General features: G+C 42.9%; 28 protein-coding genes. 10 read left to right on the top strand and 18 right to left on the bottom strand.

The features are described from left to right. Positions 1-101 precede the first annotated feature (101 nt). The 4 genes from MHUN_RS17430 to MHUN_RS07330 all read left to right on the top strand — a co-directional run bounded on the left by MHUN_RS17430 (position 102) and on the right by MHUN_RS07330 (position 5,228). Complete coding sequence (locus tag MHUN_RS17430; protein ID WP_011448412.1) at positions 102-3,377, top strand: methyl-accepting chemotaxis protein; 3,276 nt, start codon at positions 102-104, stop codon at positions 3,375-3,377. A gap of 60 nt (positions 3,378-3,437) precedes the next feature. Next, entirely contained in the window at positions 3,438-3,785 is a 348-nt protein-coding gene (locus MHUN_RS07340; RefSeq protein ID WP_143709409.1) for a nucleotidyltransferase domain-containing protein, read from the top strand. 598 nt (positions 3,786-4,383) lie between these two features. Continuing rightward, the gene (locus tag MHUN_RS07335) at positions 4,384-4,782 is read left to right on the top strand and encodes a nucleotidyltransferase domain-containing protein (protein ID WP_011448410.1); all 399 of its coding nucleotides are present in this window, start codon (positions 4,384-4,386) and stop codon (positions 4,780-4,782) included. Continuing rightward, positions 4,779-5,228 carry a type VII toxin-antitoxin system HepT family RNase toxin gene (locus MHUN_RS07330; protein ID WP_011448409.1) on the top strand — a complete coding sequence of 150 codons (450 nt, stop codon included), beginning with the start codon at positions 4,779-4,781 and terminating at the stop codon, positions 5,226-5,228. The genes MHUN_RS07335 and MHUN_RS07330 overlap by 4 nt, the downstream gene beginning before the upstream one ends. A gap of 23 nt (positions 5,229-5,251) precedes the next feature. Here the strand turns inward: MHUN_RS07330 and MHUN_RS19490 are convergent, their stop codons facing one another. The 13 genes from MHUN_RS19490 to MHUN_RS07270 form a co-directional block, all read right to left on the bottom strand. Continuing rightward, the gene (locus MHUN_RS19490) at positions 5,252-5,428 is read right to left on the bottom strand and encodes a hypothetical protein (RefSeq protein ID WP_239441588.1); all 177 of its coding nucleotides are present in this window, start codon (positions 5,426-5,428) and stop codon (positions 5,252-5,254) included. An 18-nt stretch (positions 5,429-5,446) separates the two neighbouring features. Further along, the gene (locus MHUN_RS19485; RefSeq protein WP_048067366.1) at positions 5,447-5,941 is read right to left on the bottom strand and encodes an ATP-binding protein; all 495 of its coding nucleotides are present in this window, start codon (positions 5,939-5,941) and stop codon (positions 5,447-5,449) included. 21 nt (positions 5,942-5,962) lie between these two features. Beyond that, positions 5,963-6,553 carry an ATP-binding protein gene (locus MHUN_RS19480; protein WP_011448408.1) on the bottom strand — a complete coding sequence of 197 codons (591 nt, stop codon included), beginning with the start codon at positions 6,551-6,553 and terminating at the stop codon, positions 5,963-5,965. Positions 6,554-6,817: 264 nt separating this feature from the next. After that, a complete protein-coding gene (locus MHUN_RS07315; RefSeq protein WP_011448407.1) occupies positions 6,818-7,723 on the bottom strand; it encodes an Rpn family recombination-promoting nuclease/putative transposase in 906 nt (301 codons plus the stop codon). Between the two features lie 208 nt (positions 7,724-7,931). Next, positions 7,932-8,813: an Rpn family recombination-promoting nuclease/putative transposase gene (locus tag MHUN_RS07310; protein WP_011448406.1), complete on the bottom strand. Its 882-nt coding sequence runs from the start codon at positions 8,811-8,813 to the stop codon at positions 7,932-7,934. Positions 8,814-9,020: 207 nt separating this feature from the next. Further along, positions 9,021-9,890, bottom strand: coding sequence for an Rpn family recombination-promoting nuclease/putative transposase (locus MHUN_RS07305; protein WP_011448405.1), 870 nt, complete (start codon positions 9,888-9,890; stop codon positions 9,021-9,023). A 53-nt stretch (positions 9,891-9,943) separates the two neighbouring features. Further along, positions 9,944-10,282, bottom strand: coding sequence for a hypothetical protein (locus MHUN_RS07300; protein WP_011448404.1), 339 nt, complete (start codon positions 10,280-10,282; stop codon positions 9,944-9,946). Further along, on the bottom strand, positions 10,272-13,514 hold the full coding sequence (locus tag MHUN_RS07295) for a hypothetical protein (RefSeq protein ID WP_011448403.1): 3,243 nt from the start codon (positions 13,512-13,514) through the stop codon (positions 10,272-10,274). The genes MHUN_RS07300 and MHUN_RS07295 overlap by 11 nt, the downstream gene beginning before the upstream one ends. A gap of 9 nt (positions 13,515-13,523) precedes the next feature. Further along, positions 13,524-13,787 carry a hypothetical protein gene (locus MHUN_RS07290; RefSeq protein ID WP_011448402.1) on the bottom strand — a complete coding sequence of 88 codons (264 nt, stop codon included), beginning with the start codon at positions 13,785-13,787 and terminating at the stop codon, positions 13,524-13,526. Next, entirely contained in the window at positions 13,784-14,113 is a 330-nt protein-coding gene (locus MHUN_RS07285) for a hypothetical protein (protein ID WP_011448401.1), read from the bottom strand. The genes MHUN_RS07290 and MHUN_RS07285 overlap by 4 nt, the downstream gene beginning before the upstream one ends. Before the next feature lie 689 nt (positions 14,114-14,802). Beyond that, positions 14,803-15,018, bottom strand: a complete 216-nt coding sequence (locus MHUN_RS07280; RefSeq protein ID WP_048067365.1) for a hypothetical protein — start codon at positions 15,016-15,018, stop codon at positions 14,803-14,805. Continuing rightward, the gene (locus tag MHUN_RS07275; protein ID WP_011448400.1) at positions 15,015-15,566 is read right to left on the bottom strand and encodes a hypothetical protein; all 552 of its coding nucleotides are present in this window, start codon (positions 15,564-15,566) and stop codon (positions 15,015-15,017) included. Before MHUN_RS07275 ends, MHUN_RS07280 begins: the two co-directional genes overlap by 4 nt. A gap of 23 nt (positions 15,567-15,589) precedes the next feature. After that, on the bottom strand, positions 15,590-16,093 hold the full coding sequence (locus MHUN_RS07270) for a hypothetical protein (RefSeq protein ID WP_011448399.1): 504 nt from the start codon (positions 16,091-16,093) through the stop codon (positions 15,590-15,592). A 360-nt stretch (positions 16,094-16,453) separates the two neighbouring features. Between MHUN_RS07270 and MHUN_RS07265 the strand changes: the two genes are divergently transcribed. The 4 genes from MHUN_RS07265 to MHUN_RS17425 all read left to right on the top strand — a co-directional run bounded on the left by MHUN_RS07265 (position 16,454) and on the right by MHUN_RS17425 (position 20,580). Further along, the gene (locus tag MHUN_RS07265) at positions 16,454-17,797 is read left to right on the top strand and encodes an ATP-binding protein (RefSeq protein WP_052288844.1); all 1,344 of its coding nucleotides are present in this window, start codon (positions 16,454-16,456) and stop codon (positions 17,795-17,797) included. 568 nt (positions 17,798-18,365) lie between these two features. Further along, a complete protein-coding gene (locus MHUN_RS07255) occupies positions 18,366-19,541 on the top strand; it encodes a hypothetical protein (protein ID WP_011448396.1) in 1,176 nt (391 codons plus the stop codon). Between the two features lie 385 nt (positions 19,542-19,926). Further along, entirely contained in the window at positions 19,927-20,166 is a 240-nt protein-coding gene (locus tag MHUN_RS07250) for an AbrB/MazE/SpoVT family DNA-binding domain-containing protein (RefSeq protein ID WP_011448395.1), read from the top strand. A 3-nt stretch (positions 20,167-20,169) separates the two neighbouring features. Next, positions 20,170-20,580: a type II toxin-antitoxin system VapC family toxin gene (locus MHUN_RS17425; RefSeq protein WP_011448394.1), complete on the top strand. Its 411-nt coding sequence runs from the start codon at positions 20,170-20,172 to the stop codon at positions 20,578-20,580. Positions 20,581-20,661: 81 nt separating this feature from the next. On the opposite strand, the gene MHUN_RS07240 is transcribed toward MHUN_RS17425, so the two are convergent. The 5 genes from MHUN_RS07240 to MHUN_RS07220 form a co-directional block, all read right to left on the bottom strand. After that, entirely contained in the window at positions 20,662-20,922 is a 261-nt protein-coding gene (locus tag MHUN_RS07240; protein WP_011448393.1) for a hypothetical protein, read from the bottom strand. Positions 20,923-21,300: 378 nt separating this feature from the next. Beyond that, entirely contained in the window at positions 21,301-21,609 is a 309-nt protein-coding gene (locus MHUN_RS07235) for a hypothetical protein (protein ID WP_011448392.1), read from the bottom strand. Between the two features lie 806 nt (positions 21,610-22,415). Continuing rightward, entirely contained in the window at positions 22,416-22,571 is a 156-nt protein-coding gene (locus MHUN_RS18965; protein WP_158498185.1) for a hypothetical protein, read from the bottom strand. Between the two features lie 5 nt (positions 22,572-22,576). After that, a complete protein-coding gene (locus MHUN_RS07225) occupies positions 22,577-23,185 on the bottom strand; it encodes an ADP-ribosyltransferase (RefSeq protein ID WP_048067363.1) in 609 nt (202 codons plus the stop codon). Between the two features lie 219 nt (positions 23,186-23,404). Then, complete coding sequence (locus tag MHUN_RS07220) at positions 23,405-23,884, bottom strand: hypothetical protein (protein WP_048067362.1); 480 nt, start codon at positions 23,882-23,884, stop codon at positions 23,405-23,407. Between the two features lie 176 nt (positions 23,885-24,060). Between MHUN_RS07220 and MHUN_RS17420 the strand changes: the two genes are divergently transcribed. Together MHUN_RS17420 and cas3 are read left to right on the top strand one after the other, a co-directional pair. Then, positions 24,061-24,921 (top strand): CRISPR-associated endonuclease Cas3'', encoded by an 861-nt coding sequence (locus MHUN_RS17420; protein WP_158498184.1) that lies wholly within the window; start codon positions 24,061-24,063, stop codon positions 24,919-24,921. Positions 24,922-24,939: 18 nt separating this feature from the next. Continuing rightward, on the top strand, positions 24,940-26,775 hold the full coding sequence (gene cas3, locus MHUN_RS07215; RefSeq protein WP_083758422.1) for a CRISPR-associated helicase Cas3': 1,836 nt from the start codon (positions 24,940-24,942) through the stop codon (positions 26,773-26,775). The last annotated feature ends 19 nt before the right edge of the window (positions 26,776-26,794 follow it).

Here is a 26,794-nt window from a genome sequence, read left to right as displayed (position 1 = left end):
CACTCTATCGGGACTCTATATGCGAACCCATGTGGTTCTGAACCGATATCTATATCCCTTATAAATTTATATCTTCAGATATCGGTCAGGATGGGAATATCATGAATGGAAAAACTCGAACCTCAGACATCGCCTCACTTCAGAATATCCTGGATGCGACTTCTTCCTCAATCCAGATAATCGGACCTGAAGGGGTCTACATTGATTGTAATGCGGCTACGTATGCAATGTTTCGTGCCAATACTGTCGAGGACATCATCGGCAAACCTCCATCGATCCTCTCGCCTGAAAAACAAAGGAATGGGACCGATTCAAATGAGGGGGCTGCACAATTCATCCAGATGGCATTTTCCGGTGAAGTTGTCAGTTTTGAATGGGAACATAAACGGTTAGACGGGTCCATATTTCCCTGTCAGGTAACTCTCCAACTCATTGAATATGAAGGAAAGACCTGTCTTATGGCTACGATTGTTGATATAACCGATGTTGTCGCGCTCAGGAAAAAATCAGAGTTTATTATCGCCAATGCCCCGACTCCGATCATCGATCTCAAACCGGATCTCTCAATAACGTACGCAAACCATGCGTTTGCCGTTCTGACTGATAAATCCATCGAAGAAATTCAGAAGATGAAAGTTACCGATTTTGATGTCCGGAACCGGGCAGGCGGATCCCTTGCTGAAGGGATCGAGACGAAAAGCCAGGTGCATGGGGATCTGGACGCGGTGGTTGCCAGTGGGACTAAACATCTTCAGTATTATTACACGCCATTTTTTGCTGAAGATGGTAACCTCCTCTCGATTTTTGCATATTATATCGATAAGACAGAAGAGAAGAATGCAGTCCGTGATATTATTGCCCTCACTGAACAGTCTCAGGCTGGAAGTCTTGATGCCCGGGTGGATCCGGCACCGTATTCAGGGGAACTCAAACTTCTCATGGAAGGAATCAATGGGACTTTGGACAGCATCATTAGTCCATTGAATGTTGCAGCAGAATATGTAGATCGGATATCAAAAGGCGATCTCCCACCCCGGATTACTGAAGAGTATAACGGGGATTTCAATGAGATTAAAAATAATCTGAATAATTGTATCGATGCGATACACCAGCTGATCAGTGATGCCGGTATGCTCTCAGTAGCGGCAGTCGAAGGTCGCCTTGAAACACGGGCCGATGTAACAAAACACCTGGGAGATTACCGGAAGATTGTTGAAGGGATAAATAATTCTCTGGATGCCGTTATCACACCGCTTCGGGATGCCGGGGCTGTTCTTGAACGGATGGCGGTAAATGACCATACGAAGGCCATGGATGAATCTGCATACCTGGGTGATTTTGTCTCTCTTGCATCGAATATTAATGCTGTCCGTGACCGGGTAAATCACATCGCAGGTTCAATTGAGAAGATCAGTCACGGAGATCTTTCAGAACTTGCAGAGTACCGGCAGATTGGAAGACGTTCAGAACAGGATCGTATCGTTCCTGGTTTTATTAAGGCATTTGAAAACCTTCAGGCATTAACCCGGGATACAACCATGCTTGTCGATGCAGCATCGCAGGGTAACTTTAATGTCCGGGCTGATGTGAGCAGGCATGAGGGTGAATACCGTCGGATTATTGAAGGAATCAATGCGACAGTCGATACGATTGCAGATAAGGTAGCCTGGTTTGAGTCTATTCTTGATGCAATCCCATTCCCGGTTTCTGTTACCGACCTGAACATGAACTGGACATTCCTGAATCCTGCCACGGCTAAGATGGCAAACGTAGACAAAAAACAGGCTATAGGGACTCAGTGTAACCGGTGGAATGCAAATATCTGCCGGACAAAAGATTGCGGTATTGAGTGTCTCAGGGCAGGGAAGAGAGAAACCTTCTTTGAACAGGAAGGAGGATTTTTCAAAGTTGATGTGGGGTATGTTAAGGATGCTTCAGGAAAGGATATCGGACATGTTGAAGTTATTCAGGATATAACCGCAATTAAGAAGGTTGAGAAATATCTTGATGAATCGGTTCGGAATATCTCATACTGCCTTGGTATGTTTGCAAATGGAAAGACCGATTTTGAAGTCCGAATCCCTGAATCAGATCAGTATACTGATGATGTCCGAAAGAAGATCGTTGATCTGACCGTCAATCTTCATCGTGCACGGGATTCCGTGAAAAACCTGGTCGTTCAGGCAAAAAGTCTTGCGAAAGGAGCCATTCAGGGAGACCTGAAAAACCGTGCAGATATCACCCAGGTCACCGGAGATTTTGCAGAGGTTCTGAGCGGGATTAATGATACACTGGAATCTGTCGTCACCCCGGTCCAGGAAGCGATTCGTGTCGCAAATGAGTATGCCAATGCAAATTTCAGTGCACGGGTTGATTCATCCCTGAAGGTGGCCGGAGACTGGGTCGGATTTAAGACCGCTCTTGACAACATCGGCATTCAGATCTGCGATGCCATCGGAGCGATTAATAAGCAGATCCTTGAACTTGCTTCGAATGCAGAAGAGGCCACCGCAAGTGTTGAGGAAGTATCTGCCGGTGCACAACAGATTGCCAGAAATACCGGGAGTGTCAGTGCCAATGCAGAGCAGGGAGATGACGGAATAACCCAGGTTCTCAAAGCCATGGAGGATCTGACAATAACCGTCGGTGAGGTTTCACAACGGGCTGAAAAGGTCTCCCATTCTGCAACGGAGGCAAACCAATTCTCTAAGGAGGGTATAGATCTTGCGAAAAAGTCTGAGTCTGCTATGAAGGGAATTACTGGTTCAACAAGTGAGGTGGATCAGATTGTTCGTGAGATTAATCAGCAGATGGAGGAGATTGGAAAGATTGTCCGTCTCATTACAGATATATCCAACCAGACCAATCTCCTTGCCCTCAACGCTGCAATTGAGGCTGCACGGGCCGGAGAAGCTGGTCGGGGATTTGCTGTTGTTGCTGCGGAAGTAAAGTCCCTTGCCCAGGATTCCCGTGCATCAGCTGAGAATATAGCGGACATGATCGCAAATCTGCAGGCAAAGGCAAAGAAGGCAAATGATGCGATAATCGCTGCAGGAACTGCGGTTGAAGACGGGAACCATGCACTCGAAGAAACAGTCAGTGCCTTTACGAAGATCGCTGAATCAATTGAGGATATCACCCGGAATGCGATGGATATGGCGTCATCATCCGAAGAACAGGCTGCATCGGTTGAAGAGATCACGGCAAGTGTGAATGAGGTATCCGTTCTGATTCAGGGTACTGCCAGGGAGGCTCAGGATGCGGCTGCTGCAACCGAAGAGGCATCGGCTTCGATTGAACAGATTGGCAGGGTTGTTGCAAATGTGAGTGGGATAGCCGAGAGTATCTCAAGGGAGATGACGAAATTTAAAATTTAAATTTAGGTCTATTTCAGGACTGACAATACCTATTTCTCCTTTCAATAATAATGAGTGTATGTGAAGAATATTCAGGAGATCCCTCTCAATAATAGCCGGATAAAAGATGCTATTGAACGGTATCTCACTCTGATACGGAAAAAATATGAAGACCGTATAGAGGAATTTATTTTGTATGGATCAGTTGCACGTTCCGAAAATAATGAAAAATCAGATGTTAACCTGCTGACCATTGGAACTGATGATAGTTGTGAAGTAGAGTTTGATATTATTGGACTGAGCTTTGATGTATTCATGGAGACTGGAATAGATATCTCTCCGAAATATCGATCAAGAAAACAATTTGATGAATATTGTTCTTTTTCCTTTCTTCAGAATGTCATTCATGATGGAGTGCGTATTGCCTGAAAATTGTGAGCGATCTGGTCAAATATTATTCCATCCTCTCGAAGTTCTTTTGCGAGAATATCTTTTTTTCTCCCCTGATATATATGACTGAGTGACCCATAATAAGCCGAGGGATCAGATGTTCGGCAATCATCTTTTTTATTATTAAATCCCTGTTCCCTTGGAGAAATCTCTTTGTGAAATCTTTTAATTATTACCATCTTATTGAAGCGTTGTTTCGATATACTCGCCGGGATTCATACCCGATTGTATGATTATATCCAAAGTGATCGTTATCTCTCCTGATTCATTTATTTGCAATAACACGGTGCTATTGTATATCATTCACACGTTATTATCTTTTTCAAGGTATATTTTTCAGAATCACAGGTTTATTTTCGATATATCTCTGGATATCTGATTTATATAATCTGAAAAAGTTTTTTGATCTTCATCGATTTACCAACCAGGGTTTTGATGCATCCGTTTTGCCTGTATATGCTGTCAGCACCCCCAAATGAGGATGATGCCCTTAAATACCCATTACCTGCCACACAAAACATAAAAGGGTAAAAAACACTATATAAATGAGACCTCCTGCTTTCTATTGGAAATATGTATGCCTGTCAAACCGCTCACAGATGACATTCACTCCTGCATGGAGATCATACGAGCAACTCCCGTATTTGGGAACATCCGGTTTATTATCCTCTATGGGTCTGTAGCGGAAGGAAGGGACGACATTCATTCAGATATTGATATTGCCATTTCAACAGATCTTCCAGACCTTCAGGCTGAACGAATGAGAATGCATATCCTCGGAAGAGTATCGGATACATTTGACATTCAAATCTTTGAGCATCTCCCATTATTTGTTCAGGTAGAAGTTTTTAAGGGAGAGGTTCTCTATGTGGCCGACGAAGATGAACTTTATGATAGGGCTCTGAAAATTTCCCGGGAGTATGAGTTTTTTAAACCGCATTATCTGGATTACATCGGGGAGAGAGAAATATTATGATCCATACTCATCCAATCAGATCCGAAAAGATACGTTTTTTATTATCGGAAATTGATCTTTCTCTTTCAATAATCCAAGATAATCTTCCTGTAACGGATGATTATGATGAGTTTATCAATCTTGGACTTTTGAAGGATGGATTATACAAAAGGCTGGAATATATACTTCAAAGCATCTTTGATATTTGTGCAATACTCAATCGGGATCTTAAACTTGGTGTCCCGATGAATGATGATGATATTATTGGGAATCTTGTAAAATCCGGATATCTCGATCCGGAAATGGGTGAATTACTCAAGGATATGAAAGGTCTCAGAAATATTCTTGTTCATCAATATGGGAAGATTAATGATGTGCTTGTCTTTGATGTTTTAAAGACTCAATTAAATGATATCTCTGCAATTAGTGAACATTTAAATCGAATAATCAGCACTAATCACTCATGATGGGGAATTTGCCGGAAAAATAATTATGAAAATTGAATACTTGTATGAGATAACCCAAGTAAATACTCAACAATCGGCACTATACGAATCTCCACTCCATCTTCCTCCATGATCCTGTCAGCCTGTTCTGTAATAATATACCCGGTATTCAGGTCAAAAGCTTTACATGCAGAAACCAGGCCACCTATCTCTCGTTTCAAGTTCTGTTCGGTCAGGTGCTAGCAGACCTGAACTGCCTTCGTGATTTTGTTTCCCTCCTTCACAATAAAATCACATTCATGAGTAGCATCACGAAAGAAAAATATCTGTCTCCCTTTTCTGATGAGTGCATTACATACGACATTCTCATACAGTCTTCCAATATTCTCCGAAAAAGAAAAAGCAACTGAATTTACAAATCCGGTATCAAGGGCATAAAATTTTATATCCGACACCAATTGTTTCTTCAGAGAATAATGAAAATTTCTGACTTCAAAGAAGAAATACACCTGTTTCAGATAATCAATGTAGTCATGGGTTGTTTCATAACGTATTGAAAGGGCCTTGCTGATGCTGTGGATATTATTCTGATTTGTATCATTTTTGAGAAGATATTCAACCAATATGAGCAGGATATCATAATTACGCAGTTTATATCTCCCCATGATATCCCTGAGCAATATCGTATGAAAATATGACAATAACTCTTCCTTTTTCAGGTCTTCTTCAAGCATTGCTCCCTTAGGAAAACCACCTCAGGTCAGGTATCCGGTAAATAAACGGTTAATCATCGTCCGGTTTGTGGTATACTCAGTGATACTGGTGCATGATATGTCGTGAAAGAGCAGGTACTCCTGAAACGTTAATGGATACACGTCAATTTTGAGATATCGCCCGCTGATGGATGAGGCAATCTCACCGGAAAGGAGTGCGGATGATGATCCGGTCAGATATATTCTGGCCTTTTGCAATTCATAGGCCGTTACAACCCACTTTTCCCAGGATTGGACATTCTGCACTTCATCAAGGAACAGATAAACCTCTTTATCCGGATTTATATTCTCCCGGTATGTTGCAAGAATTTGGTCAAGTATTGAAGTATCCATAGCGGGTGGGAACCGCGGGTCCTCAAAATTGATGTACAGGAGCTGGGTCTTGTCATGGTTTCTGGCAAGATCCTCCATCTCCTGTTTGAGCAGTGTTGATTTTCCACTTCTCCTCATGCCGGTCAGCACAATGATCTCATCAGACCTTCGCAACCGCTGCATCTTCTCCTGATATTCTGGCCGGGGAATAAACTGTGGGAAATCCCTGTACCAGTAATTCCAGTCATGGAGAATTGCCATGATCCCAAGTTTTGAGAGACCCTGTATGATGTCCTATTACATTGCATCTGATATGAATGTATAGTATGATATAAGTTAAGTTGCAATATTGTTCTACTATACTCGAAGTCAATGCAGGGTAATTTTTTCACTTTCTGAAGGCTTCAGGGTGGTTATTGGGAACTTTCACTCTGCTCGTATGTCCTTTGGATAAATCGAAAGATATGACAGAAAAAATGAGAAATGTTAAGGTATTATGGAAGGATTGGTCAGCTGCAAAAGGACTCATATCAGAGATCTGATCTCTTCCTCTGGCATCCCTGTTATCTTTGCGATCTCGGCAACTGACATCCCTGCTTTTTTCATCCGCTCCAGAATAATTGCCATTCCTTCAATTCTGCCCTCAGCTTTCCCTTCAGCTTTCCCTTCAGCTTTCCCTTCAGCCTTATATGCTGCAATCCACTTGTCTACTTTTTCAGCTAACATAGTCCCTCCAACAAACGGGTTAGGTATAGGTATATCCTGATCTCTCATTAAGGTATTCTCAAAGAATAACGAGAAATCCCTTCTCATCTCAGCAAGTCCAGGATCTTTTTCCATCCACTGGTTTAATCTGAATCCAAGTTCTATAAGTTCCAACGGCCCTGCCGACTGTTCAAGTCTGAACAAACATGCTGATAAATTTCTGACCTCAACCAGGTGATGCACAGATAGTCTGAGTTCATCAATCAGCAGGTATGGAACTGACGGGACAAATGTGTGAAGTGGTTCAGGCGCGTTAATAGTCTTTTTGATATCTTCCGGCACACTCCAGGGTTGTTTTCCATTGTAAAGGACTATTGGCATAATTGCCGGTAACGGTTTAATCGGGTTTATGACCTTTGTCCGTATAAGATCCTGCCAGAGAAGACCCATATATGTCATAATCCGAACTGGCATGGCATAATCTGGTTTGGACTGGAATTCGATGAGGATGTAAAGAATGAGGGTTCTTTCCCCGTATGTTACCTTCCAGATGATATCGTCTTCACGCTCCCTGAGATCATCAGTGATATAACTCCCATTACACCGTTTCAGAGTCGAAAAGTCACAGCCATCAGCAAGGGCAGGATCCAAAAAACCCCGTATAAGATCTGCAACCATCCGGGGATGACTGAATATTCGCTTGTATTGATGATCTGAGTCTTTCATGTGAGTTCCTGTGTCATGGTATGTCGGTATCTGCTATGAATATATTATCTGATTTCTGAAAAATTGGTTTTATTCCATTATTAACGAAGTCATGGGGGTGGAGTTTTATTCATCAACTATAGATAGTATATTGCTCTGTTGAATTGCATATTTTGAAGATTGGAAAAGTAACTTTATTTCTGGAAGGATTGGTCAGCTGCAAAAGGACTCATATCAGAGATCTGATCTCTTCCTCTGGCATCCCTGTTATCTTTGCGATCTCGGCAACTGACATCCCTGCTTTTTTCATCCGCTCCAGAATAATTGCCATTCCTTCAATTCTGCCTTCAGCTTTCCCTTCCGCCTTATATGCTGCAATCCACTTGTCTACTTTTTCAGCTAACATGGTCCCTCCAACAAACGGGTTAGGTATAGGTATATCCTGATCTCTCATTAAGGTATTCTCAAAGAATAACGAGAAATCCCTTCTCATCTCAGCAAGTCCAGGATCTTTTTCCATCCACTGGTTTAATCTGAATCCAAGTTCTATAAGTTCCAACGGCCCTGCCGACTGTTCAAGTCTGAACAAACATGCTGATAAATTTCTGACCTCAACCAGGTGATGCACAGATAGTCTGAGTTCATCAATCAGCAGGTATGGAACTGACGGGACAAATGTGTGAAGTGGTTCAGGCGCGTTAATAGTCTTTTTGATATCTTCCGGCACACTCCAGGGTTGTTTTCCATTGTAAAGGACTATTGGCATAATTGCCGGTAACGGTTTAATCGGGTTTATGACCTTTGTCCGTATAAGATCCTGCCAGAGAAGACCCATATATGTCATAATCCGAACTGGCATGGCATAATCTGGTTTGGACTGGAATTCGATGAGGATGTAAAGAATGAGGGTTCTTTCCCCGTATGTTACCTTCCAGATGATATCGTCTTCACGCTCCCTGAGATCATCAGTGATATAACTCCCATTACACCGTTTCAGAGTCGAAAAGTCACAGCCATCAGCAAGGTCAGGATCCAAAAAACCCCGTATAAGATCTGCAACCATCCGGGGATGACTGAATATTCGCTTGTATTGATGATCTGAGTCTTTCATGTGAGTTCCTGTGTCATGGTATGTCGTATCTGCTATGAATATATTATCTGATTTCTGAAAAATTGGTTTTATTCCATTATTAACGAAGTCATGGGGGTGGAGTTTTATTCATCAACTATAGATAGTATATTACTCTGTTGAATTGCATATTTTGAAGATTGGAAAAGTAACTTTATTTCTGGAAGGATTGGTCAGCTGCAAAAGGACTCATATCAGAGATCTGATCTCTTCCTCTGGCATCCCTGTTATCTTTGCGATCTCGGCAACTGACATCCCTGCTTTTTTCATCCGCTCCAGAATAATTGCCATTCCTTCAATTCTGCCTTCAGCCTTATATGCTGCAATCCACTTGTCTACTTTTTCAGCTAACATGGTCCCTCCAACAAACGGGTTAGGTATAGGTATATCCTGATCTCTCATTAAGGTATTCTCAAAGAATAACGAGAAATCCCTTCTCATCTCAGCAAGTCCAGGATCTTTTTCCATCCACTGGTTTAATCTGAATCCAAGTTCTATAAGTTCCACCGGCCCTGCCGACTGTTCAAGTCTGAACAAACATGCTGATAAATTTCTGACTTCAACCAGGTGATGCACAGATAGTCTGAGTTCATCAATCAGCAGGTATGGAACTGACGGGACAAATGTGTGAAGTGGTTCAGGAGCGTTAATAGTCTTTTTGATATCTTCCGGCACACTCCAGGGTTGTTTTCCATTGTAAAGGACTATTGGCATAATTGCCGGTAACGGTTTAATCGGGTTTATGACCTTTGTCCGTATAAGATCCTGCCAGAGAAGACCCATATATGTCATAATCCGAACTGGCATGGCATAATCTGGTTTGGACTGGAATTCGATGAGGATGTAAAGAATGAGGGTTCTTTCCCCGTATGTTACCTTCCAGATGATATCGTCTTCACGCTCCCTGAGATCATCAGTGATATAACTCCCATTACACCGTTTCAGAGTCGAAAAGTCACAGCCATCAGCAAGGGCAGGATCCAAAAAACCCCGTATAAGATCTGCAACCATCCGGGGATGACTGAATATTCGCTTGTATTGATGATCTGAGTCTTTCATGTGAGTTCCTGTGTCATGGTATGTCGGTATCTGATGTGTGTTCCAGGTAAATCTCATGAGATAGGGGTATTTACCCTCTCTTCATCAACAAACACCGCAGCCTTCTTCTTTGGCCAGGACCGGAACATCTCCCGGACCTGACTGACCAGCACCTGGTATTCACGACCATCCCGGTCGATCACGATCAATCGCTTCCCGGTATCCGAAAGAACCAGTCCCTGAATTGAAAGCCCCTGAAGAGTACACAGGATATCGGTTCGGGGAATAGTCAGTATCTCTCCCTTCCCATCAAGAAACAGGTGGACCTGTCCGTCCTCACCGGCAATGAGTCGTCCCACTTTTGTGTAGGTTCGATCCGGTGCCGGCCTGGTCGCTACAATCTCAAATGGCATCGGATCTCTCCTCAATAGTCCCCCGTGTATCACGCTCTCTGGCGGAAAGATCCTTTTCCCGCTCATAACACGTCTGGCACAGGCCTATATTTGTCTCGTCATCCAGCCATGCAATCCGGTTGATATGACAGAGCGAACATGGCACCCCCTCTTTATCAAACGGTTTCATGTTGGCAATTGGCAGGAGTCCTGGGAGAGCCCGGAATGATAATACCTCCCGTGCAACCGCTGCACTATGGCACTTTTCACAAATGATCGGAACAGCATTGGTAACTGGCATTCGAATCCCTGCCCTGAGTTCGTATATGCCTCCAGTCGCTCCACAACTATCACAGACTCTGGTATGTGCTCCTGTTCCTTCTATCCTGATACACCGGGCTGGATCAATCTCTGATTTTGATAGAAATCGATCACGTGTCTTTGTGACTGTATCTGTATCCGTATCTGTATCTGATTCTTGCACGCTGTGATCCTGTGCACACCCTGATCCCACTCTGTTCTCATTTTTTTGCACAGGTACATCAGGTACCGTTTCAGAATCAGGTGAAGAATTATTCGTATTCCCTAAACTCTGTGTACGGTGTGCATTATTTTTGAATTCACAGGAACCGGTATGATCACTGACATCCGGGCTCTGTGATCCTGCCGGGGTACGCACACCATCTTTTTCTGACCCGGATTGTTCTGTGTTTTGATTTAATTCTGCATCACGGGGTTTGATTGCTGTGTCATTTTCTGAAAACACCACGGGCACAGGGGGGCACACCTGCACAGGTGATCGGTTCATCTCATCAGACTGATCATCGTCGTCATCGGATGACAGCCAACACCCCTCACGTCCTGACCATACGGCATCCATCTCATAATCCCAGGTGTAGACATTACAGATCTGACGCTTTCCACTCTCAAGCAGAAGAGACTGCTTGGTAAAGGAGAGGGGCGGGCATTTCTCAAGCAACCCTTCATACTCACGTTTATTCGGATCTTTGGGATGAATAATCCGGTACGTGGCGGTTCGTGACTTTCCAAGTAATTTCTGCATCTCCTGCAGGGTGAATGAGACGATATGCTCTCTTCTGATGATCTCAACCATCTCATACTCTGCCTTGGTCAGTTTGGTATACTGGCCGCCATGAGTGCCGGATATGAGTAGGAATATCTCCTTTGCCAGGGCGAAATCTTCCTCTGATGCAATAACTTCCTTAACTCCGTTTGTCTCCTGAATCACACGCTGATACTGGTACATGAGTGCGACTGACCGGATGAGATCCAAAAGCATCGTCAGGTTTCTCCGGTTCCGGACCGATGCGAACCTGATTCGTTCTGCATAGGGTATGAGGACCGGGTATTCCCTGAGCTCCTTCCAGAGTGCCCGGCAGATGAATGTCCGCTCTGATATCTCTGGATGCAGGGCCGTGGATCGTGCAGCTGCTGCAAGTTCCCGTGCCATGACCTCTGTGTCCTGCTCGATGCTGTCATCTATCCAGACGGTGAGCATACGATTCCATACCTGGTCGTCACCCGTTCCTTCCATCTTTGCAACCCACCAGATACACCGTTCCGGAATAATCCTGACCAGACCTTTCCGTTCCTTGTCAACCGTCCGGTAGATGAAGGGTTTGTGAAAACTACTGGTGACTCCCTTTAAGGTCTCCTGCATTGGTTCGGAGAGTGATACATCATCAAGACAGATGACTGATCCCTTTTTCAGGTCATCAAGATAGAAGAGGGCCTTGTCACTGAACCGGCCGGCAAGGGTGTCTTCTTCTGGGATAAGGTCCAGCATCGTATCAAAACTGTGGGACTTTCCCTTTCCTGATTCTCCGGTGACCAGCACATGAAGCCCCTTTGAATTTTCAACCAGCCGGGATGCAAGTGACATGATCAGGCATCGGGCAACAATCCCGTCACCGACATGATGTTCTGCGAAGGTGTCAAGGAGGTATTGAATTGGGTTTCCGTGATGTAGAATCTCCATGGCTTTCTCCCAGATCTCCGGACGGTTCTCCAGGGGTATTGAAACTTCATGTCTGGGATGACTGGTCTGACTGGGTTTATCCGGGCTTATGGCAGATTCGGACGGGGTAATATTGGTATCTTCATCGGCTGGTTTCCATTCCTCTGCACCCGGTAATTCAGGTATACCGTCACGTTCTGCTTTATCCCGTGCCCGTTTTCTGATTCCTTCCCGTCGCCAGGTGTCATAATCACGGTGAGGACGTTTTCCTTCTATTCGTTCACGAAGTTCCTGCCATCGCTGGGTTCCGCCGCCACAGGAATTGTGGTGACATCCGGCGAATATGCCGCCATTGGCGAACTGAATTGCATATGCTCCGTCAGCATGGGCGGATGAGAACGGACACTGATCAAAGAGGTAGAGAATGCCTCCTCCATAGGGCTTTTCCCTGCATGAGAATCCATTCTTCTGCAACCATGTTCCAAGAGAGAATCCCTCTTCCCGGGGGATGATGCCTTGTTTTTCTATTCCTGTCCTGATATCCTCACCCATGGGGAGAAGCGATACCAGGCGGAGGAACAGATCATACGTGGTAATTTCTAATACATCCGGACGAGATCGAATCAGGGAACGACGATGTGGCCGGTAATCGGTTGAATCACCCTTTCGTGAGAGTGTTCCATATAATTTCCATATCCGTGCTGCATTGGAGACGGTGGTGTCTACATCTGACTGTTCATCGGAGAAGAATGCTGAGAGGACTAAAAGGGCGGATTTTATGAGGCGTTGTGAGGCATCATCATTGGGAAGGTCTATCCGGTACATGAGATGTGCCCCGTTCCCGGAGTCGGCACAGACTGGTTCAGGCCATCCAAGTTCAGAGAGGAATTCCCTGATCCGGTTGGCTTTGTGAAGGGCAGCCTGGTGCTCTGCATCGGTTGATGATATCCCGGAAGGTCGCCGGGGATCTACGTCAATTAGGAACCAGTTCCGATGAATGATATCTTCGTCACCAGTGGTCTTATCGTCCCTAGACAACTTCATATTCAGACGGTTTGCCCGCCGTGCGAAGAGGTCCGGATTGATCTCATTTGCTACAACATAGATTCCTGCTATATCTGATAACCCGTCAAGAATTGCCGCATCCTGGGCCATCTTCTCATAATCGGTGTAGTATCCTGATGCAACACCGCCATTCTTCCAAAGGGCTCGAAGTTCAAGGACTGATCCTGGCTGAAAGAGGGTGTGTAGGGTATTTTGTATCTGGGATGTCATGATGCCCCCTCACTCCTCTTTCTCGTCTTTTACCTTCCAGACATAGGTATTTTGATGAACTCCCTTTCCTTTTATCCAGAGGGGGAAGTGCAGGTTCATGATGATGCTGATCTTTGTCCGCCGTGAGGTGGGAGAGAGGGAACGAAATGCCGGATAGAGGTAGGGATCATTCCTGATGATTTCTTCTATCGCTCTTCTGGAGATGAGTGTCTGGTTCTCCCTGAGGGAATGCATAACTGCATGGAGGACTTCATCGATATACTCCTCTTTCACAGGGATCCCTCCCGGATTGGCATGGCTCCTCCGCTGAGTACCTGGTATTGTGACCATTCTGCGTTACAATAGAGCCAGAACTGGATCTGCACCTGAACCGGATGAGTGTTGACCATTCTGCACAAGGAGATCAGTTCTTCAGAAAACCGGGTAAGAGACCTGGTTCGTGAGGTTCTGATGGCAAGGAATACTATCCGTTCCTTATTCCAGGCGATGATATCAAAGAGTCGTGTTTTGCCACAGATCCGTTCAGCCTGGTATCCGGAGAGGCTGAGTCGTGCCAGTGCATGATAGATTGCAGCACGAAGAGTGAGGCTGTCAGACATACGATCTCACCCCGTTGGTGCATGCAAACTCTCTTAACACAAGACGTATATAATAACATATTACCCCTGCAGAGTTCGATTTCCTTGGTCGGTGATTGACGATGTGGGGGTTATTTGTTCGCTTTCGTGTAAATCTCTTCAATAGATCACCATTCCGGTTAATTTTTTCATCATATTTTTCAGTATCGATGTGAAGGCCATTTAGAGGTCACTTCCTAAAAATGCTCTGAATTCTCTACAATTTATGTGAATAATCACTTATTCTCTGATATTCACACTGCTCCACAGGTATTGGAGCCTTTCGTATTTAGAGGGCCTGTAAATATAAACATTACGGGATTATTGTCTATCACCAGCTCGATTATTCGCTGAGAAGATAAAGTTAAAAAAAATACTCATTCTGCTATCTACTCCGCGCTAATGCGCCCCTATTCCTGCATATTCGAAATCATTTGTGGCGAGATCCTATAGAATCCCCATCGGCTTAAAAATCAGCGGGCATGGGTATAAATATCCGTGTTCTATTGGTATCTATGTGGCGCAAATTGTATGCGTAGGTATCAGAATGTATCAGAATGTATCGAATTGTTTCGCAATGTACTGATCAATAAAGTATGGAAAAAGAGGGATGAGGATCCTGGTATGATCGAATCGATTTCTGCAATGGAATTATGGATTCAGATCCTTATTCAGTCATCAAAGGGGCTTTTGATGTGAACATTTCCTTCTCTATCGGTACTGATGCACGTTATTTCCAATTCTTTGTCGGATGATTTCACGAATTGAATGATATTCTCTGCATAATGGCGATAATAGAGGAGAGAGAGAATTCCTCCGATGTATCCAGGTACAGCACAGATGAGCGATACCACCGTGAGAAGGAAGGTATGATCCCATGTGATCATGATCCACCAAGGGTGAGATGTTCGGTCATGTTCATGTCTCCGAGGATATCAGCCTTCATTGATGTTGTCCGGTTTTTATCCTCTGTTCCGGCTCGTATCTGGATTATTCCTGATCCATTGACAGCAGTGAATGCAGTAAGCTCCTTGGCTACTGAACGGGATGAGGAATATTCTCCCTGATCTAATAGGCCCAGAGTCCGGACTTGTGACCCTGAATCTGTTCTGTTCCGGGTATCCTCAAAGATGCAAAGCGGGCTATCTTTCTCATATTCCCTGGTCAGACTGGAATATTCATCAATTCCGAGTGGGCCGGTTGCATTGATGATCGTCTGTGTTTTTGGTTCTGTGTCAAGGTTGAGGGTTCTGATGAGAACTGCCAGGTCACTTGCAAAGAACTCTGCTGCATAGGTCTGTCCCTGGCTGATGAGTGATGATGAGACAAAGGCTGCTCCATTACAGACGATGGAAGATGTAAGGGAATCAGCACAGGAAAAGCTTACAGCGGGGATGAGAATAATGAGAAAGAGGAGAGAATAATGGGTATTCATGTCACCTCCAAAAAGAAGGGTGATCAGGCCAGTTCGCTGACGGTATCTGCCCAGGTCTCGATGGTGGTCATGATCCCATCCGATTCAAAGCTGGAGATACTTACCTTGTCACGTTTGAATGCGACATTATAGAGTTCTCCATTCGCTGCATGACATTTGAGGGTGACTGAAAAGCCATCTTCAGAGCTGTCATGTGATGCAGTTCCTCCCATGGCGGTCTCAAGTCCTGCCTGTGCAAGGAGGGTGGATATCGTGGTGTCAAATGCACCGGATGAGGGAGCACGGACAGATATCCTGCCAACCTGTTTTCCTTCATTGTTCTCATAGATGATGGTTCCGGAGTAGTATTCGCTGCTTTTTGCCACCGCCGGGAGGGTCTCTCCGCCTGACTGGTACGGGGTGCATCCCCACGGGTTGTCGGCGAGGATATTCCCGACGATGGTGTTTAATGTGGCTTTGCTGGCCAGAGGGGTAGCAAGGACCCGCTCTGCACTTTTTACAACTGATTTTGAGACAAAGTCTGCCATTCGTTTCTCCTGTCACGGGTGTGACAGAGAAGTGTTGGAAGGGAGATAGTATCGTGATTTAAACAGGTTTGTATCGGGAGAAGAATAATGGCGGGTTTAAGGAATTGAGCGGTTTGAAGTGTTCTCATCTTTGGTTTAGCCGGAGATCATGAATCTGCTCCGGGGCTGTGGGGAGGTATGGCTGGTTCCTGGATGGGAGTCCTGGCAAGAGGGATGGGAAGAGGGGTGATTGTGATGGTGGAACCCCTGAAATGTATGGGTGGGTGGATGAAGTTGCCCCCTAAAATGTCCAAAAGTTGGTAAAAATTGCCCCCTATTTTAGCCAAGGTATATATGTTCTTCGAACTGCATATAGTAACTATGGATCGGGCCATCTCGTCACACCTCCTCTCATGGAAAAAATCTCACCGGACTCCGCTTCTCATCAGGGGTGCACGACAGGTGGGGAAGAGTTATAGTGTCGAGCGATTTGGGAAAAAGGAATTTAAAAATTATGTTGCCCTTAATTTTGATTTAGATCCTGGTTTCAAATCAATATTTCACACGAAAGATCCAAATTCCATTATTTCACAGATAGAACTATTATTTCGCCAGAAAATCACGAAAGATACCCTGATATTTCTGGATGAAATACAGGAGTGTCCGGACGCTATCATGTCTCTTCGTTACTTTAAAGAATTACGTCCTGATATCTTTGTAATAGGAGCCGGTTCACTTCTTGAATTTGCATTTACTCCGGAAATGAGAATGCCGGTGGGGAGAGTTCAGTTTTTAAATATGTTCCCGCTCACCTTTTCCGAATTCATGAGGGCAGTGGGAGAAGAAAACCTCATTTCATATCTGAACTCCGTTCATATCTCTGATGCCATCCCTAAAGTAGTCCATGAACGACTCAATTCTCTTCTTCGGACGTATTTTATCCTTGGAGGAATGCCTGAAGTAATCGCCTCATACCTGGAGTCAGATAGTTTTCTTACCTGCTCACATATCCAGGATGCACTTATTGAAACATATAAACGGGATTTTTACAAATATGGCAAGACATCAGAGGTAATACATCTGCAGACCGTCTTTTCGGCAATTCCCCGGATGGTTTCAGAACAGATAAAATATGTGAATATTGACCGGGAATCTAAATCCCGCGATCTGAAAAATGCCCTCCACCTGCTCAGCCTTGCCCGTGTCATCACTCCTGTCTATGGAACAGATGCATCTGGTCTTCCCCTCGGTGCAACCCTGTCCAATAAGCAGAAGTATATTTTTCTGGATATTGGCCTTATGCAGCATCTTTGTGGATTGAATGCTGAAATTATGAGTCTGAAGGATGTTATGCAGATTAACAGAGGCAGTTTGGCAGAGCAGTTTATCGGTCAGGAATTATTGGCACTTGAGGATCCGTTCATCAGTTCAGAACTTTATTTCTGGGCACGGGATAAGACCGGGAGCTCGAGTGAGATTGATTACTGCATCACCAGGAAAGGCAGGATATACCCGGTTGAAGTGAAATCAGGAAAGACCGGTACGCTCCGGTCCCTGCGTGTGTACATGGAAGAGAAAAAGCCTCCGTTTGCGATTCGGTTCTGGGAAGGAGAGCTGAGTTTTCATGATACCATATTATCCATACCGCTCTATATGACCGGGGAAGCTGGTCGGCTTATTGATGAGGTATATGAGATGGTGAGTAAAAATTTTGATAACGCCTGATTCGCTTATACTTTCCCTTTTTTGGCATAATGGCCGTTCATGGAAAAATTTGAATGAGCCACATACTTTATCAACTCAGGTGCGAATACTCATGCATTGATGCCACCGGTACAATCAGAAATCCACATAGCAGGTATTGTTCTGTATGATCCTGCTGAATAATAACAGATTCACTCTCATGGTTGCTTTTCCTGAAGGCATCTTGGGGGAAATTGATCATGTCATTCATTCATCAGAAACAAAATGGATTGATAATGCCTTTGTTTGTATCAGCGATCTTTATTTTTATTTTGGTTTTTCCTGTATCGGGGGATGTTCCATCATCTCTCATTTCTGCCCTTCCACAGAGTTCTGATATTTCTTCAAATCTTCAGGTATCAGAAGAATGGGAATCATATCCTACTTCAGGAAATCATGTCCACACTGTTCGGTGGGGAGGGTATATTCCTTTTTCATGCCCTCAAAATGATAACCGGGTAAAAAATAAGAAGGGGGATTATGTGAGCGTCGTTGTGAGTATTGATCAGCAAAAAAATTTCAAACGCCTGAAGAATTTCAGGAGTGGGTTATGAGCTGGCCGGATGGCCGGGAAATGTCTATTTTTGATGGATTACCTGGTTCTGTTATTGCATCAAAAATTTCTGATGTTGCTGATGGGACTCAGACAAATAATGAATATGAGTTGTATATATGGATTGATCCATCAACTACTGTCGATATAGAGGTTTGGGGTGCGGTTTATAAGGGTTTAAATGACCAGAAGGATATTTTTGATAGACTGGGTTGTACTCCTTCATATGCAGAAAGGCAGTCTGATATGGAAAAATTTGCCGAATCTGAAGTGATTCGGTTAGGGAAATTAATATACGGCCGATTGAAGGGAGAAGATACAACAAAGAAGACACGAGACTATGGAGAACTTATCTGGACACTTCGATACTATCTCCCCTCACAGTTTGGTAAATATTCTGATGAGGTCCTGTATAAGGCCCTGGTGGCGAACGAAACCGGTGTACTTGGACCGGACAGGGGAATCACCTACGCTCTGAAAGATAATATGATGTGGGATATCTCTGCATTCAAAGACAATTTAACACGAGAGATTCCTGACTGGCAGGGAAGTCTGGTGGATGAAGCCGGGCAAAACATCGTGGGGAAAGAGATCGAAGATGCCATGGGCGTAATGGATAGTGCCCAATCATATCTGACCGTGGTGGATGCAGGTCTAGGCTATGAATCAGGTATTGCACTGCCGGAGTTTGGTCCGATTTATGGTTTAATCGGTATGTACCGCGAACTTGAGAAGAAGATGCGGTTCTATCGGGATAATATCGTCATCCCCGATATTGCAGATGAGATCTATTTCAAATATAAGAAAAACCGGGCTGAACTAAAAAGTCCGTCTGAAGCGTTTGACGATGCTATCTATGGGAGTGACAAATATTATGAACTCAGGTCCTACCCGGTCTTTGCACAATGGTCATCTGAAGATCTGGATCTTGTTTTAGCTGAACGATTTGAACAGCGGTATCATACTGAAGAACTCCTTGATCTTCGAGTCTATATGCTTGAACACTATGATTTGTTTATCAAAGGGATTATCTGGCAGTATCATGAGAAACTGAATCGGTTGGAGCGTACCTGTCAGGAAATTGTTGATGGGAAAATTAAAGTTGATGTGCCATATGAAGCATATAAGATAGAGAAGTGGTGGTATCTTCCTGATGAGCTGAGAGGGATATGATTGACAATGTTTTTGAACGGTATTCGATATTCATGGGTTCTGTCCGGGTGATGCTGTGAGATTTTTGCAGTTATATGATAAAGGCCATGGGGATTATACAAAGGAGAGGTCCCAATGGTTAGTTAAGGATCCGGGTGAGTTTCTTTCAAACTTTTAGAGTGGAAAGAAAAAGAAAAGAAACCTCGAATCAACTCTGATTTTTAGGCGGATTGAAGAGTCATTCATCCTGCTATGCCGGCCTGGCGGTTTCTTGGCCGGTCTTAAATCTGGTTTTCATCACGATATGGGAATTGGGGTATTGAGGGGCAAACTGAGTTGTTTATGACTCCTCAAATAAACCAGAAATACATATTTGGTTTGAGTGATTACTATATTCACGATAGACATGGAAACGATAATTTCAGAAAATGAAGATTTAATAATCCCCCGGGAAATTTGGAGAAAGGCAGATTTCTCTCCCGGTGATCATGTCATGATATCAGTCATCGAAGGAAAAATCATAATAGTTCCTAAAAAAATGACGGTTGTGGCAAAATTTAAAGCCTTGGCCGAAAGGGTTCAGATAAATGATTATCAATCAGATGAACAGTATGAATTAGAGTTAAAGGAACGATTAGGTCTTTAAGGTATGTATTACATTGATGCGAATATTTTCATTTATGCAGCGATAGATAACTCAGATAAAGGAAAATGGTCTCGTGAAGTCCTTCAACGAGTTGAAAATAATAATATTTCTGCGATTACTTCATTCCTAACCTGGGATGAATTTACATATGCTCTATTAAAAAAGATAAATCGGGATGTTGCCGAAGAATACTCTTCTTTTCTTTTTGATTTAAAAGGGCTATCATTCATTTCGGTTGATGAAATTATTATTAAATCTGCTGGGTATTTCTTCTCTCATTATAAATTAAAGCCACGTGATGCCATTCACATCGCGACTGCATATAATTCTGGTGTGAAATGCATAATTTCAGAAGATTCAGATTTTGAGGCGATTCCGTTGATTAAAAGAATATGGATGGAACATTCCTGGTAATAATTATGTGTTCTAAAAGTGGTCACCTTTTCATTCATTGGGCCTGATGGAAACATCATCGAGGTGTTCTCTCGAACAATCTTACGAGATCTGAACTATCGCGAGTCCCTCAAATATCTCCCTGATATACCCAGGATTTTTCTGATACACCACATGGCTCTTCCTGGGCATTCCCCGGAATGTTTCGCTCACCGTCATCGGGTCGGTGACCGAGACAATATAAGCATCCAGGAGTATTACGGTTGTGATGCCTTTCTCTTTTAATCTGCTCTGGATGAAGGGTTCGTAATCTTTTCTAATGTATTGGCAGGGGTTTTGATTCTCCCGGTCTATTCGTGTCATGAGCAAGTCCGTGCGGGTCTAAAAAGACTACCTGCTGGCGGTTCCCCTGTATCATCCAAACCTTAATGCCGCTTTTAAGGTTTGAATAGGTTCTGGTTTTACCTCAAAGGATTAATGATTGAAGAATAAGCCTTTTTAGTTTGGAAATTTATTCAGATGAACAATACTTGCATGGTACATACACGGTACTTACCTGGTTCTTGCATGGTGATTTGACATCCTACCAAATTTTACATAATGCACTTGATTTTCCATAATTTTTGTATGATCCATTTAATATTCAGCCTAAATGGTTTTATTGAGTATCCTCTTTTATATTGAAAATATGGGAAGAGATAGGAATATCTTCTGTGTCCAGTATAGATCTTTTCAAGCATCTTATTGAACTATCGCGAGTCCCTCAAATATCTCCCGAATATACCCGGGATTTTTCTGATATATCACATGGCTTTTCGTGGGCATTCCCCGGAATGTTTCGCTTACCGTCATCGGGTCGGTGACCGAGACAATATATGCATCCAGGAGTATCTCGGTTAGTATGCTTTTCTCTTTTAATCTATTCTGGATGAAGGGTTCGTACTCGGTTCTGATGTTTTTGCAGAGATTTTGTTTCTCCCGATCTTTGTCCGTGTCATGGGCAAGTCCATGGGGATCAAGGAAGACGATCTGCTGCCGGTTTCCTTGCATCACCCATCGGCTATAACCAAGTTAGTAGGAATTTATGTCTGTATTCAATCATCCGGAGGATAATTGGGTTTTTTATTGGTGATTAACTGAATATTAAGACAATCAAAATAGAAATGACAAATTTAATCGGTAACATCAAACAGAGAATAGAAAATATTGTAGATTGGCATTTATGACTGAAAAAAGCGTGATAAAACGTCGGGCTCGACAACTCCCACCTGAGTACCAGCAGAAGGTATTGGATTACATAGATTCTCTTTTACTTGATATCCAGAAAGAAAATATCGTGAAACCAAATTCAGCTGGGCTGGCGGTCTTTCTGATGTTCAGGATGATGTTTTTTTTCTTCAGAAAAAAGCCCTTCTTTGGCGTGACACTGATGAAGTATCTGATTGATGCCAACAAACCTGATGCTTTGATCAACAGGGTAAGAGTGAGTAATGAACGAATCAGATTTATAAAATTACATCCAGAATTCGATTAGGGGACGCACCATATGGCCATTTTACCATGATAGTGAACACAATTACTTCACTGTGGAAAAAGTATTTATCAGGTAGCGCCCCGAGTTAATGGTTCCTCCTCATGAGGTGTCCATTTGAGCAACTGGATCAGACCCGGATTCTTCGCTATTATCTTTTGATATCTTGCCCCTGACCAATTGGGAGCGTAAACAATGCTTTCATATTCATCAATAAATTGATCTCGACCTGTGTGTCATCACTTTTCCATGGTTCATTTGTATCTATTGATACAACAATCTCACTGCATAAAGAACTAATATTTATATATATTGTATGCCGTGATTATTTAGATGAAGAAAGTGAATATTTGCGAATAACTTTTGATTTCCAAGCTTCTAATCTAATTTTTTCACCCTCTGTTATTTGATGAGAACCAACCACCTTTACCGCACCTTCAGGTGATGCATATTTCTCTAACCATTTTTTTCGATTATCCATGTGACTCACCCTTGATATTCAATATATACTAAGCGTTTAATAGTTCCGGTCGCATCTTGCACATTCATTATTTCGTCCCCAATTATTGTGAATTTCGTTTTTCTGTTAATCAAAATCTCCCCCTCTTTTCTGTATCCTAAACTTTGGGGGTTTTCATTACCGATAAATAATGCAGGATACCCTTCGTTTAGATTTGCTGAATACATCCATATTTCTCCATTCTCATCTGGGGTTGCATAAATTAGGGGAGTATCTTCATTAAAAGAGACAGCATTAAACCCATCGTCAAATAGTTCAGTCGCTTTATTGGTAATTTTAATTTCCTCAAGGGTCTTCTTTGTTAGAATGATATCATATTCTTTCAAACCTCTAAAGACTTCATACGATTGTTTTAGTGATTCTTCCGAAATTAATCTCTCTAAAATTATCTTTTGTTGATTCGCCTCATCAAATTTTTCAGGGTGTCTTTTAAACTCATCAGCATTATGGCCATATCGTGCTGCCGCATTAATGTATGTGGAATCTTTGACCCATTCGTTTATTGCCTTCTTTTGAATCTCGGACAAATCTACCCTGTAAACAGGGGGAATATCTTTTGTTTGGTATGTTTTCACGACTAGATCATTATTTGGAATGGATTATTTTTTTTATTGCTTTCTTTTACCTTGAAATATGGAATCCTTCTGACTATCTGAAAGGAGAGTGAATATTTGCAAATGTAAAACCTTGGCTTTATTGAGGCTCGGATAAGAAATATTGCTCAATTTGGTTCCGACTCTCTGATGTGTTTGCCCTGACCTGTCTAGTACTCATTCGCCCCGTTAAACATTATTTCATGTATCCAATTGAACTATCGCAAGCCCCTCACATATCTCCCGGATATACCCGGGATTTTTCTGATACACGACATGGCTTTTCGTTGGCATTCCCCGGAATGTCTCACTCACCGTTTTTTGGTCGGTGTCCGAGATGATATACGCATCAAGGAGTATCTCGGTTGTGATACCTTTGTCTTTTAATCTTTTTTGGATGAAGGGTTCATAGTCTTTTCTGATGTTTTTGCAGAGATTATGTTTTTCCCGGTCCTTATCTGTGTCATGGGCAAGTCCGTGCGGGTCTAAAAAGACTACCTGCTGGCGGTTCCCCCGTATCATCCAGAAGATGCAAGTCCGGGTAAAAGTAAGCGGTTTCGAAGAGTCCGACTCCCACTCGTGCACGGTTCCGGAGGAGAAAACATTCATACCCGGAATACCGATCCTTTTCAGAGGTGAGATAGCCGGCAAGGTCTTTGATGAATTGTTCTTCTCCCTCATTTATTCCGAGTGGTTGAATCGTGAGGATTAACCTTTCGTTTTGATCGTATTTGGTTTTAAATCGAAAATATCTGGATAAATAATGAATTAAAACGAGTCTATTATTATATAATGTTCAACTGGTCATCTCTATAACAGTATAGACGATCATGATATTTATGCAAGGGGCAGATCGTATGTATCAGTACTGGGGAAAAGCCAGAATTGATTGTGAGCCTCGCTATCATCTCCTCGTATATCATTCTCTTGATGTTGCGGCAGTTGGAAACAGGATTTTATCTCATCATCCAATTCTGGTACAAAGGATATCTTCTGCACTGAGAATTAATCAGGATCAGGTTATTCCATTAATAAGTTTTATTCTTGCTATTCATGATCTTGGTAAGTTTTCTGAAAGTTTTCAGGGAATGGTGAAGGATATTTTTCTTCAAATTCATGGAAGAGATCCAAGATTATGCAATCAGCTTCATCATAGCAATCTTGGAATCAAGATATTTGAAAAAATTTTTGAAAAAACCGATCTCAATCTTACCAAAAATCTTTGTGATGGTGATTTGTTAGAATTCTATTTAGGATACAAATATTGTCTGAATGCCACATTTGGGCATCATGGAATGCCTCCCGATATGGGTGCAATAAATTATACCCCTCATTATCTGGTTGTGACTGATGATGACATCTCTGCTGCCTCAGATTTTGTACAAGAATCTGCCCTTCTGTTTCTTCATGATCTCAATACCAAAATCCCGACTCAGGATGATGAATTCATCAGTGCTCAAATTTCATGGTTACTAGCAGGGCTCGTTATCATCTCTGACTGGATAGGCTCTTCAGGATTTTTCCCGTTCCATAATAGTAAGATACCGCTTAAGGTTTACTGGAAACAAACTCTTGATATTGCTGAGCGGGCCTTACCGGTTTGTGGGTTATCTGATTATCCGGTGAATCCTGAAACGGGCATTCGATCATTATTTCCTGTATTCTCTGCTGGAGAAAGAGCTCCAAGTCCGCTTCAGGAGTTAGTGAGCACCCTTTAATTAGGGGCCGGACCTCATCTGTTTATTATTGAAGAATCAACCGGAGGAGGGAAGACTGAGGCTGCAGTCACTCTTGCTCACCGTTTAATGAATGATGGATATGGGGAAGGTATTTATGTGGGTCTCCCAACCATGGCGACTGCGAATGCGATGTATGAGCGGATGAAGGACTGTTATCAACGGTTATATTGTCAGGGAGAAAACCGTCCCTCACTGATTCTTGCTCATGGTTCCCGTCATTTGTCAGATTCTTTTCTTCAGACTATCGGTCCGTCTGATGATCTCTCATGTGGATTGGATCATCCTCAAGGTGAGGAATCTGGTGAGGCAGTATGTGCAAGATGGCTAGCAGATCATAAAAAATCTTCACTTCTTGCATCCATTGGGGTTGGAACGATTGATCAAGGGCTTATTGGAGTGCTCCCTGTCAAACATCAGTCTCTCCGTTTGTTTGGTATTGTCAGGAATATTCTTATTGTTGATGAGGTTCATGCTTATGACCGGTTTATGAATCGTTTGTTACGTTCCCTTCTCTCTTTTCATGCAGCTCTTGGCGGAAGTGCGATTCTTCTCTCTGCTACACTTCCGAAAAATCAGAAGGAAGAGTACATCACTGGTTTTTCGAATGGAGCAGGATATGCTCCATCATTAGATTTTGTAGATGAATATCCATTAATAACTCATATTCATCCACATGAATGTAGACAAATTCCTTTTTTATGCAGGCCTGGAACTGAACGCGATGTTAAGGTTACTTTTTTTCATACAATCGATGGAGTTTCAGAGTACCTGAATAAAGAATTACTATCTGGAAAATGTGCCTGTTGGATTCGGAATACCGTATCTGATGCGATATCGGCATATAAGATGATGAAAGACCGCGATGTTGCGTCGAAAATTCTATTGTTCCATGCACGTTTTGCTATGGGAGATCGTCTTGAACGAGAGCGAGAAGTGCTTACTCAATTTGGGACACAGAGTCTGGATGAAGATCGCAGAGGAGTTTTGTTGATTGCAACTCAGGTGGTTGAACAGTCCCTTGACATAGATTTTGATGTAATGGTTACTGATCTGGCACCCATTGATTTGGTTATTCAGCGAGCAGGACGGTTGCATCGTCATAGCCGTGGGATGAGAGACAAGCCGGTACTGGCGATTTATTCCCCCTCTTTTGATGACAATCCGAAAGATTCATGGTATTCAGAGGTATTTCCCGGTGGAGGGTATGTATACCCATATCATGGTCTGTTGTGGAAGACTGCAGAACTGCTTCGAAGTGAAGGTTCGATCCGGACTCCTGATAGATCACGATTTTTGATTGAATCTGTGTATGATCCTCAATTACCTCCATATATACCATCTGCATTAATTGAGCGGGATAAAGAGACAGAAAATAAAGACAGGAAGGCTGAAGGTTTAGCGGGGAGTCGTGCACTGAATATATCATCGGGATATGAACTTGGTTCCGGGCTATGGGGGGAGGATGATGTAGATAAAACACGTCTTGCAGATCCGACGATTCAGGTTCTTTTATGCAGGTGGGATCCGGTTAATAATGTTTTATCCTTATGGAGAGATATGGATCGAAATTCTATTGATATGAGCAGAATTACTGTTTCTCAACGAACATATGATGTGAGGATTACTGTTAGCCCTTTGATTGAGTCAGAGATGAATCGTTTATGTTCAATTTTACCAGATGGAGGGAAAAAAGATAGAATTATTCCTTTAATTCCAATCGATGACTATTATTATTGTCCCGTGATTCATTCAAATGGGCAGCAGATGATAATTGAGTATGACTTAAAGAAGGGTATGATAATACGTTCAGATAGTAACGTTTATGGTGGTTAGTGATTAACATAATAATCAG

This window comes from Methanospirillum hungatei JF-1 (assembly GCF_000013445.1).
Classification (GTDB): domain Archaea; phylum Halobacteriota; class Methanomicrobia; order Methanomicrobiales; family Methanospirillaceae; genus Methanospirillum; species Methanospirillum hungatei.
The sequence above is the reverse complement of the archived record's forward strand: the minus strand, read 5'-3'. Positions and strand labels throughout refer to the sequence as shown.

Excerpts from the sequence above, each read along its gene's own strand:
- MHUN_RS17430 (WP_011448412.1), top strand. The coding sequence starts at position 102 with ATGAATGGAAAAACTCGAACCTCAGACATCGCCTCACTTCAGAATATC.
- MHUN_RS07335 (WP_011448410.1), top strand. The coding sequence starts at position 4,384 with ATGCCTGTCAAACCGCTCACAGATGACATTCACTCCTGCATGGAGATC.
- MHUN_RS07330 (WP_011448409.1), top strand. The coding sequence starts at position 4,779 with ATGATCCATACTCATCCAATCAGATCCGAAAAGATACGTTTTTTATTA.
- MHUN_RS19485 (WP_048067366.1), bottom strand. The coding sequence starts at position 5,941 with ATGCTTGAAGAAGACCTGAAAAAGGAAGAGTTATTGTCATATTTTCAT.
- MHUN_RS19480 (WP_011448408.1), bottom strand. The coding sequence starts at position 6,553 with ATGGCAATTCTCCATGACTGGAATTACTGGTACAGGGATTTCCCACAG.
- MHUN_RS07315 (WP_011448407.1), bottom strand. The coding sequence starts at position 7,723 with ATGAAAGACTCAGATCATCAATACAAGCGAATATTCAGTCATCCCCGG.
- MHUN_RS07310 (WP_011448406.1), bottom strand. The coding sequence starts at position 8,813 with ATGAAAGACTCAGATCATCAATACAAGCGAATATTCAGTCATCCCCGG.
- MHUN_RS07305 (WP_011448405.1), bottom strand. The coding sequence starts at position 9,890 with ATGAAAGACTCAGATCATCAATACAAGCGAATATTCAGTCATCCCCGG.
- MHUN_RS07300 (WP_011448404.1), bottom strand. The coding sequence starts at position 10,282 with ATGCCATTTGAGATTGTAGCGACCAGGCCGGCACCGGATCGAACCTAC.
- MHUN_RS07295 (WP_011448403.1), bottom strand. The coding sequence starts at position 13,514 with ATGACATCCCAGATACAAAATACCCTACACACCCTCTTTCAGCCAGGA.
- MHUN_RS07285 (WP_011448401.1), bottom strand. The coding sequence starts at position 14,113 with ATGTCTGACAGCCTCACTCTTCGTGCTGCAATCTATCATGCACTGGCA.
- MHUN_RS07280 (WP_048067365.1), bottom strand. The coding sequence starts at position 15,018 with ATGATCACATGGGATCATACCTTCCTTCTCACGGTGGTATCGCTCATC.
- MHUN_RS07275 (WP_011448400.1), bottom strand. The coding sequence starts at position 15,566 with ATGAATACCCATTATTCTCTCCTCTTTCTCATTATTCTCATCCCCGCT.
- MHUN_RS07270 (WP_011448399.1), bottom strand. The coding sequence starts at position 16,093 with ATGGCAGACTTTGTCTCAAAATCAGTTGTAAAAAGTGCAGAGCGGGTC.
- MHUN_RS07265 (WP_052288844.1), top strand. The coding sequence starts at position 16,454 with ATGGATCGGGCCATCTCGTCACACCTCCTCTCATGGAAAAAATCTCAC.
- MHUN_RS07255 (WP_011448396.1), top strand. The coding sequence starts at position 18,366 with ATGAGCTGGCCGGATGGCCGGGAAATGTCTATTTTTGATGGATTACCT.
- MHUN_RS07250 (WP_011448395.1), top strand. The coding sequence starts at position 19,927 with ATGGAAACGATAATTTCAGAAAATGAAGATTTAATAATCCCCCGGGAA.
- MHUN_RS17425 (WP_011448394.1), top strand. The coding sequence starts at position 20,170 with ATGTATTACATTGATGCGAATATTTTCATTTATGCAGCGATAGATAAC.
- MHUN_RS07240 (WP_011448393.1), bottom strand. The coding sequence starts at position 20,922 with ATGACACGAATAGACCGGGAGAATCAAAACCCCTGCCAATACATTAGA.
- MHUN_RS07235 (WP_011448392.1), bottom strand. The coding sequence starts at position 21,609 with ATGCAAGGAAACCGGCAGCAGATCGTCTTCCTTGATCCCCATGGACTT.
- MHUN_RS18965 (WP_158498185.1), bottom strand. The coding sequence starts at position 22,571 with ATGGATAATCGAAAAAAATGGTTAGAGAAATATGCATCACCTGAAGGT.
- MHUN_RS07220 (WP_048067362.1), bottom strand. The coding sequence starts at position 23,884 with ATGAGGGAGAAGAACAATTCATCAAAGACCTTGCCGGCTATCTCACCT.
- MHUN_RS17420 (WP_158498184.1), top strand. The coding sequence starts at position 24,061 with ATGTATCAGTACTGGGGAAAAGCCAGAATTGATTGTGAGCCTCGCTAT.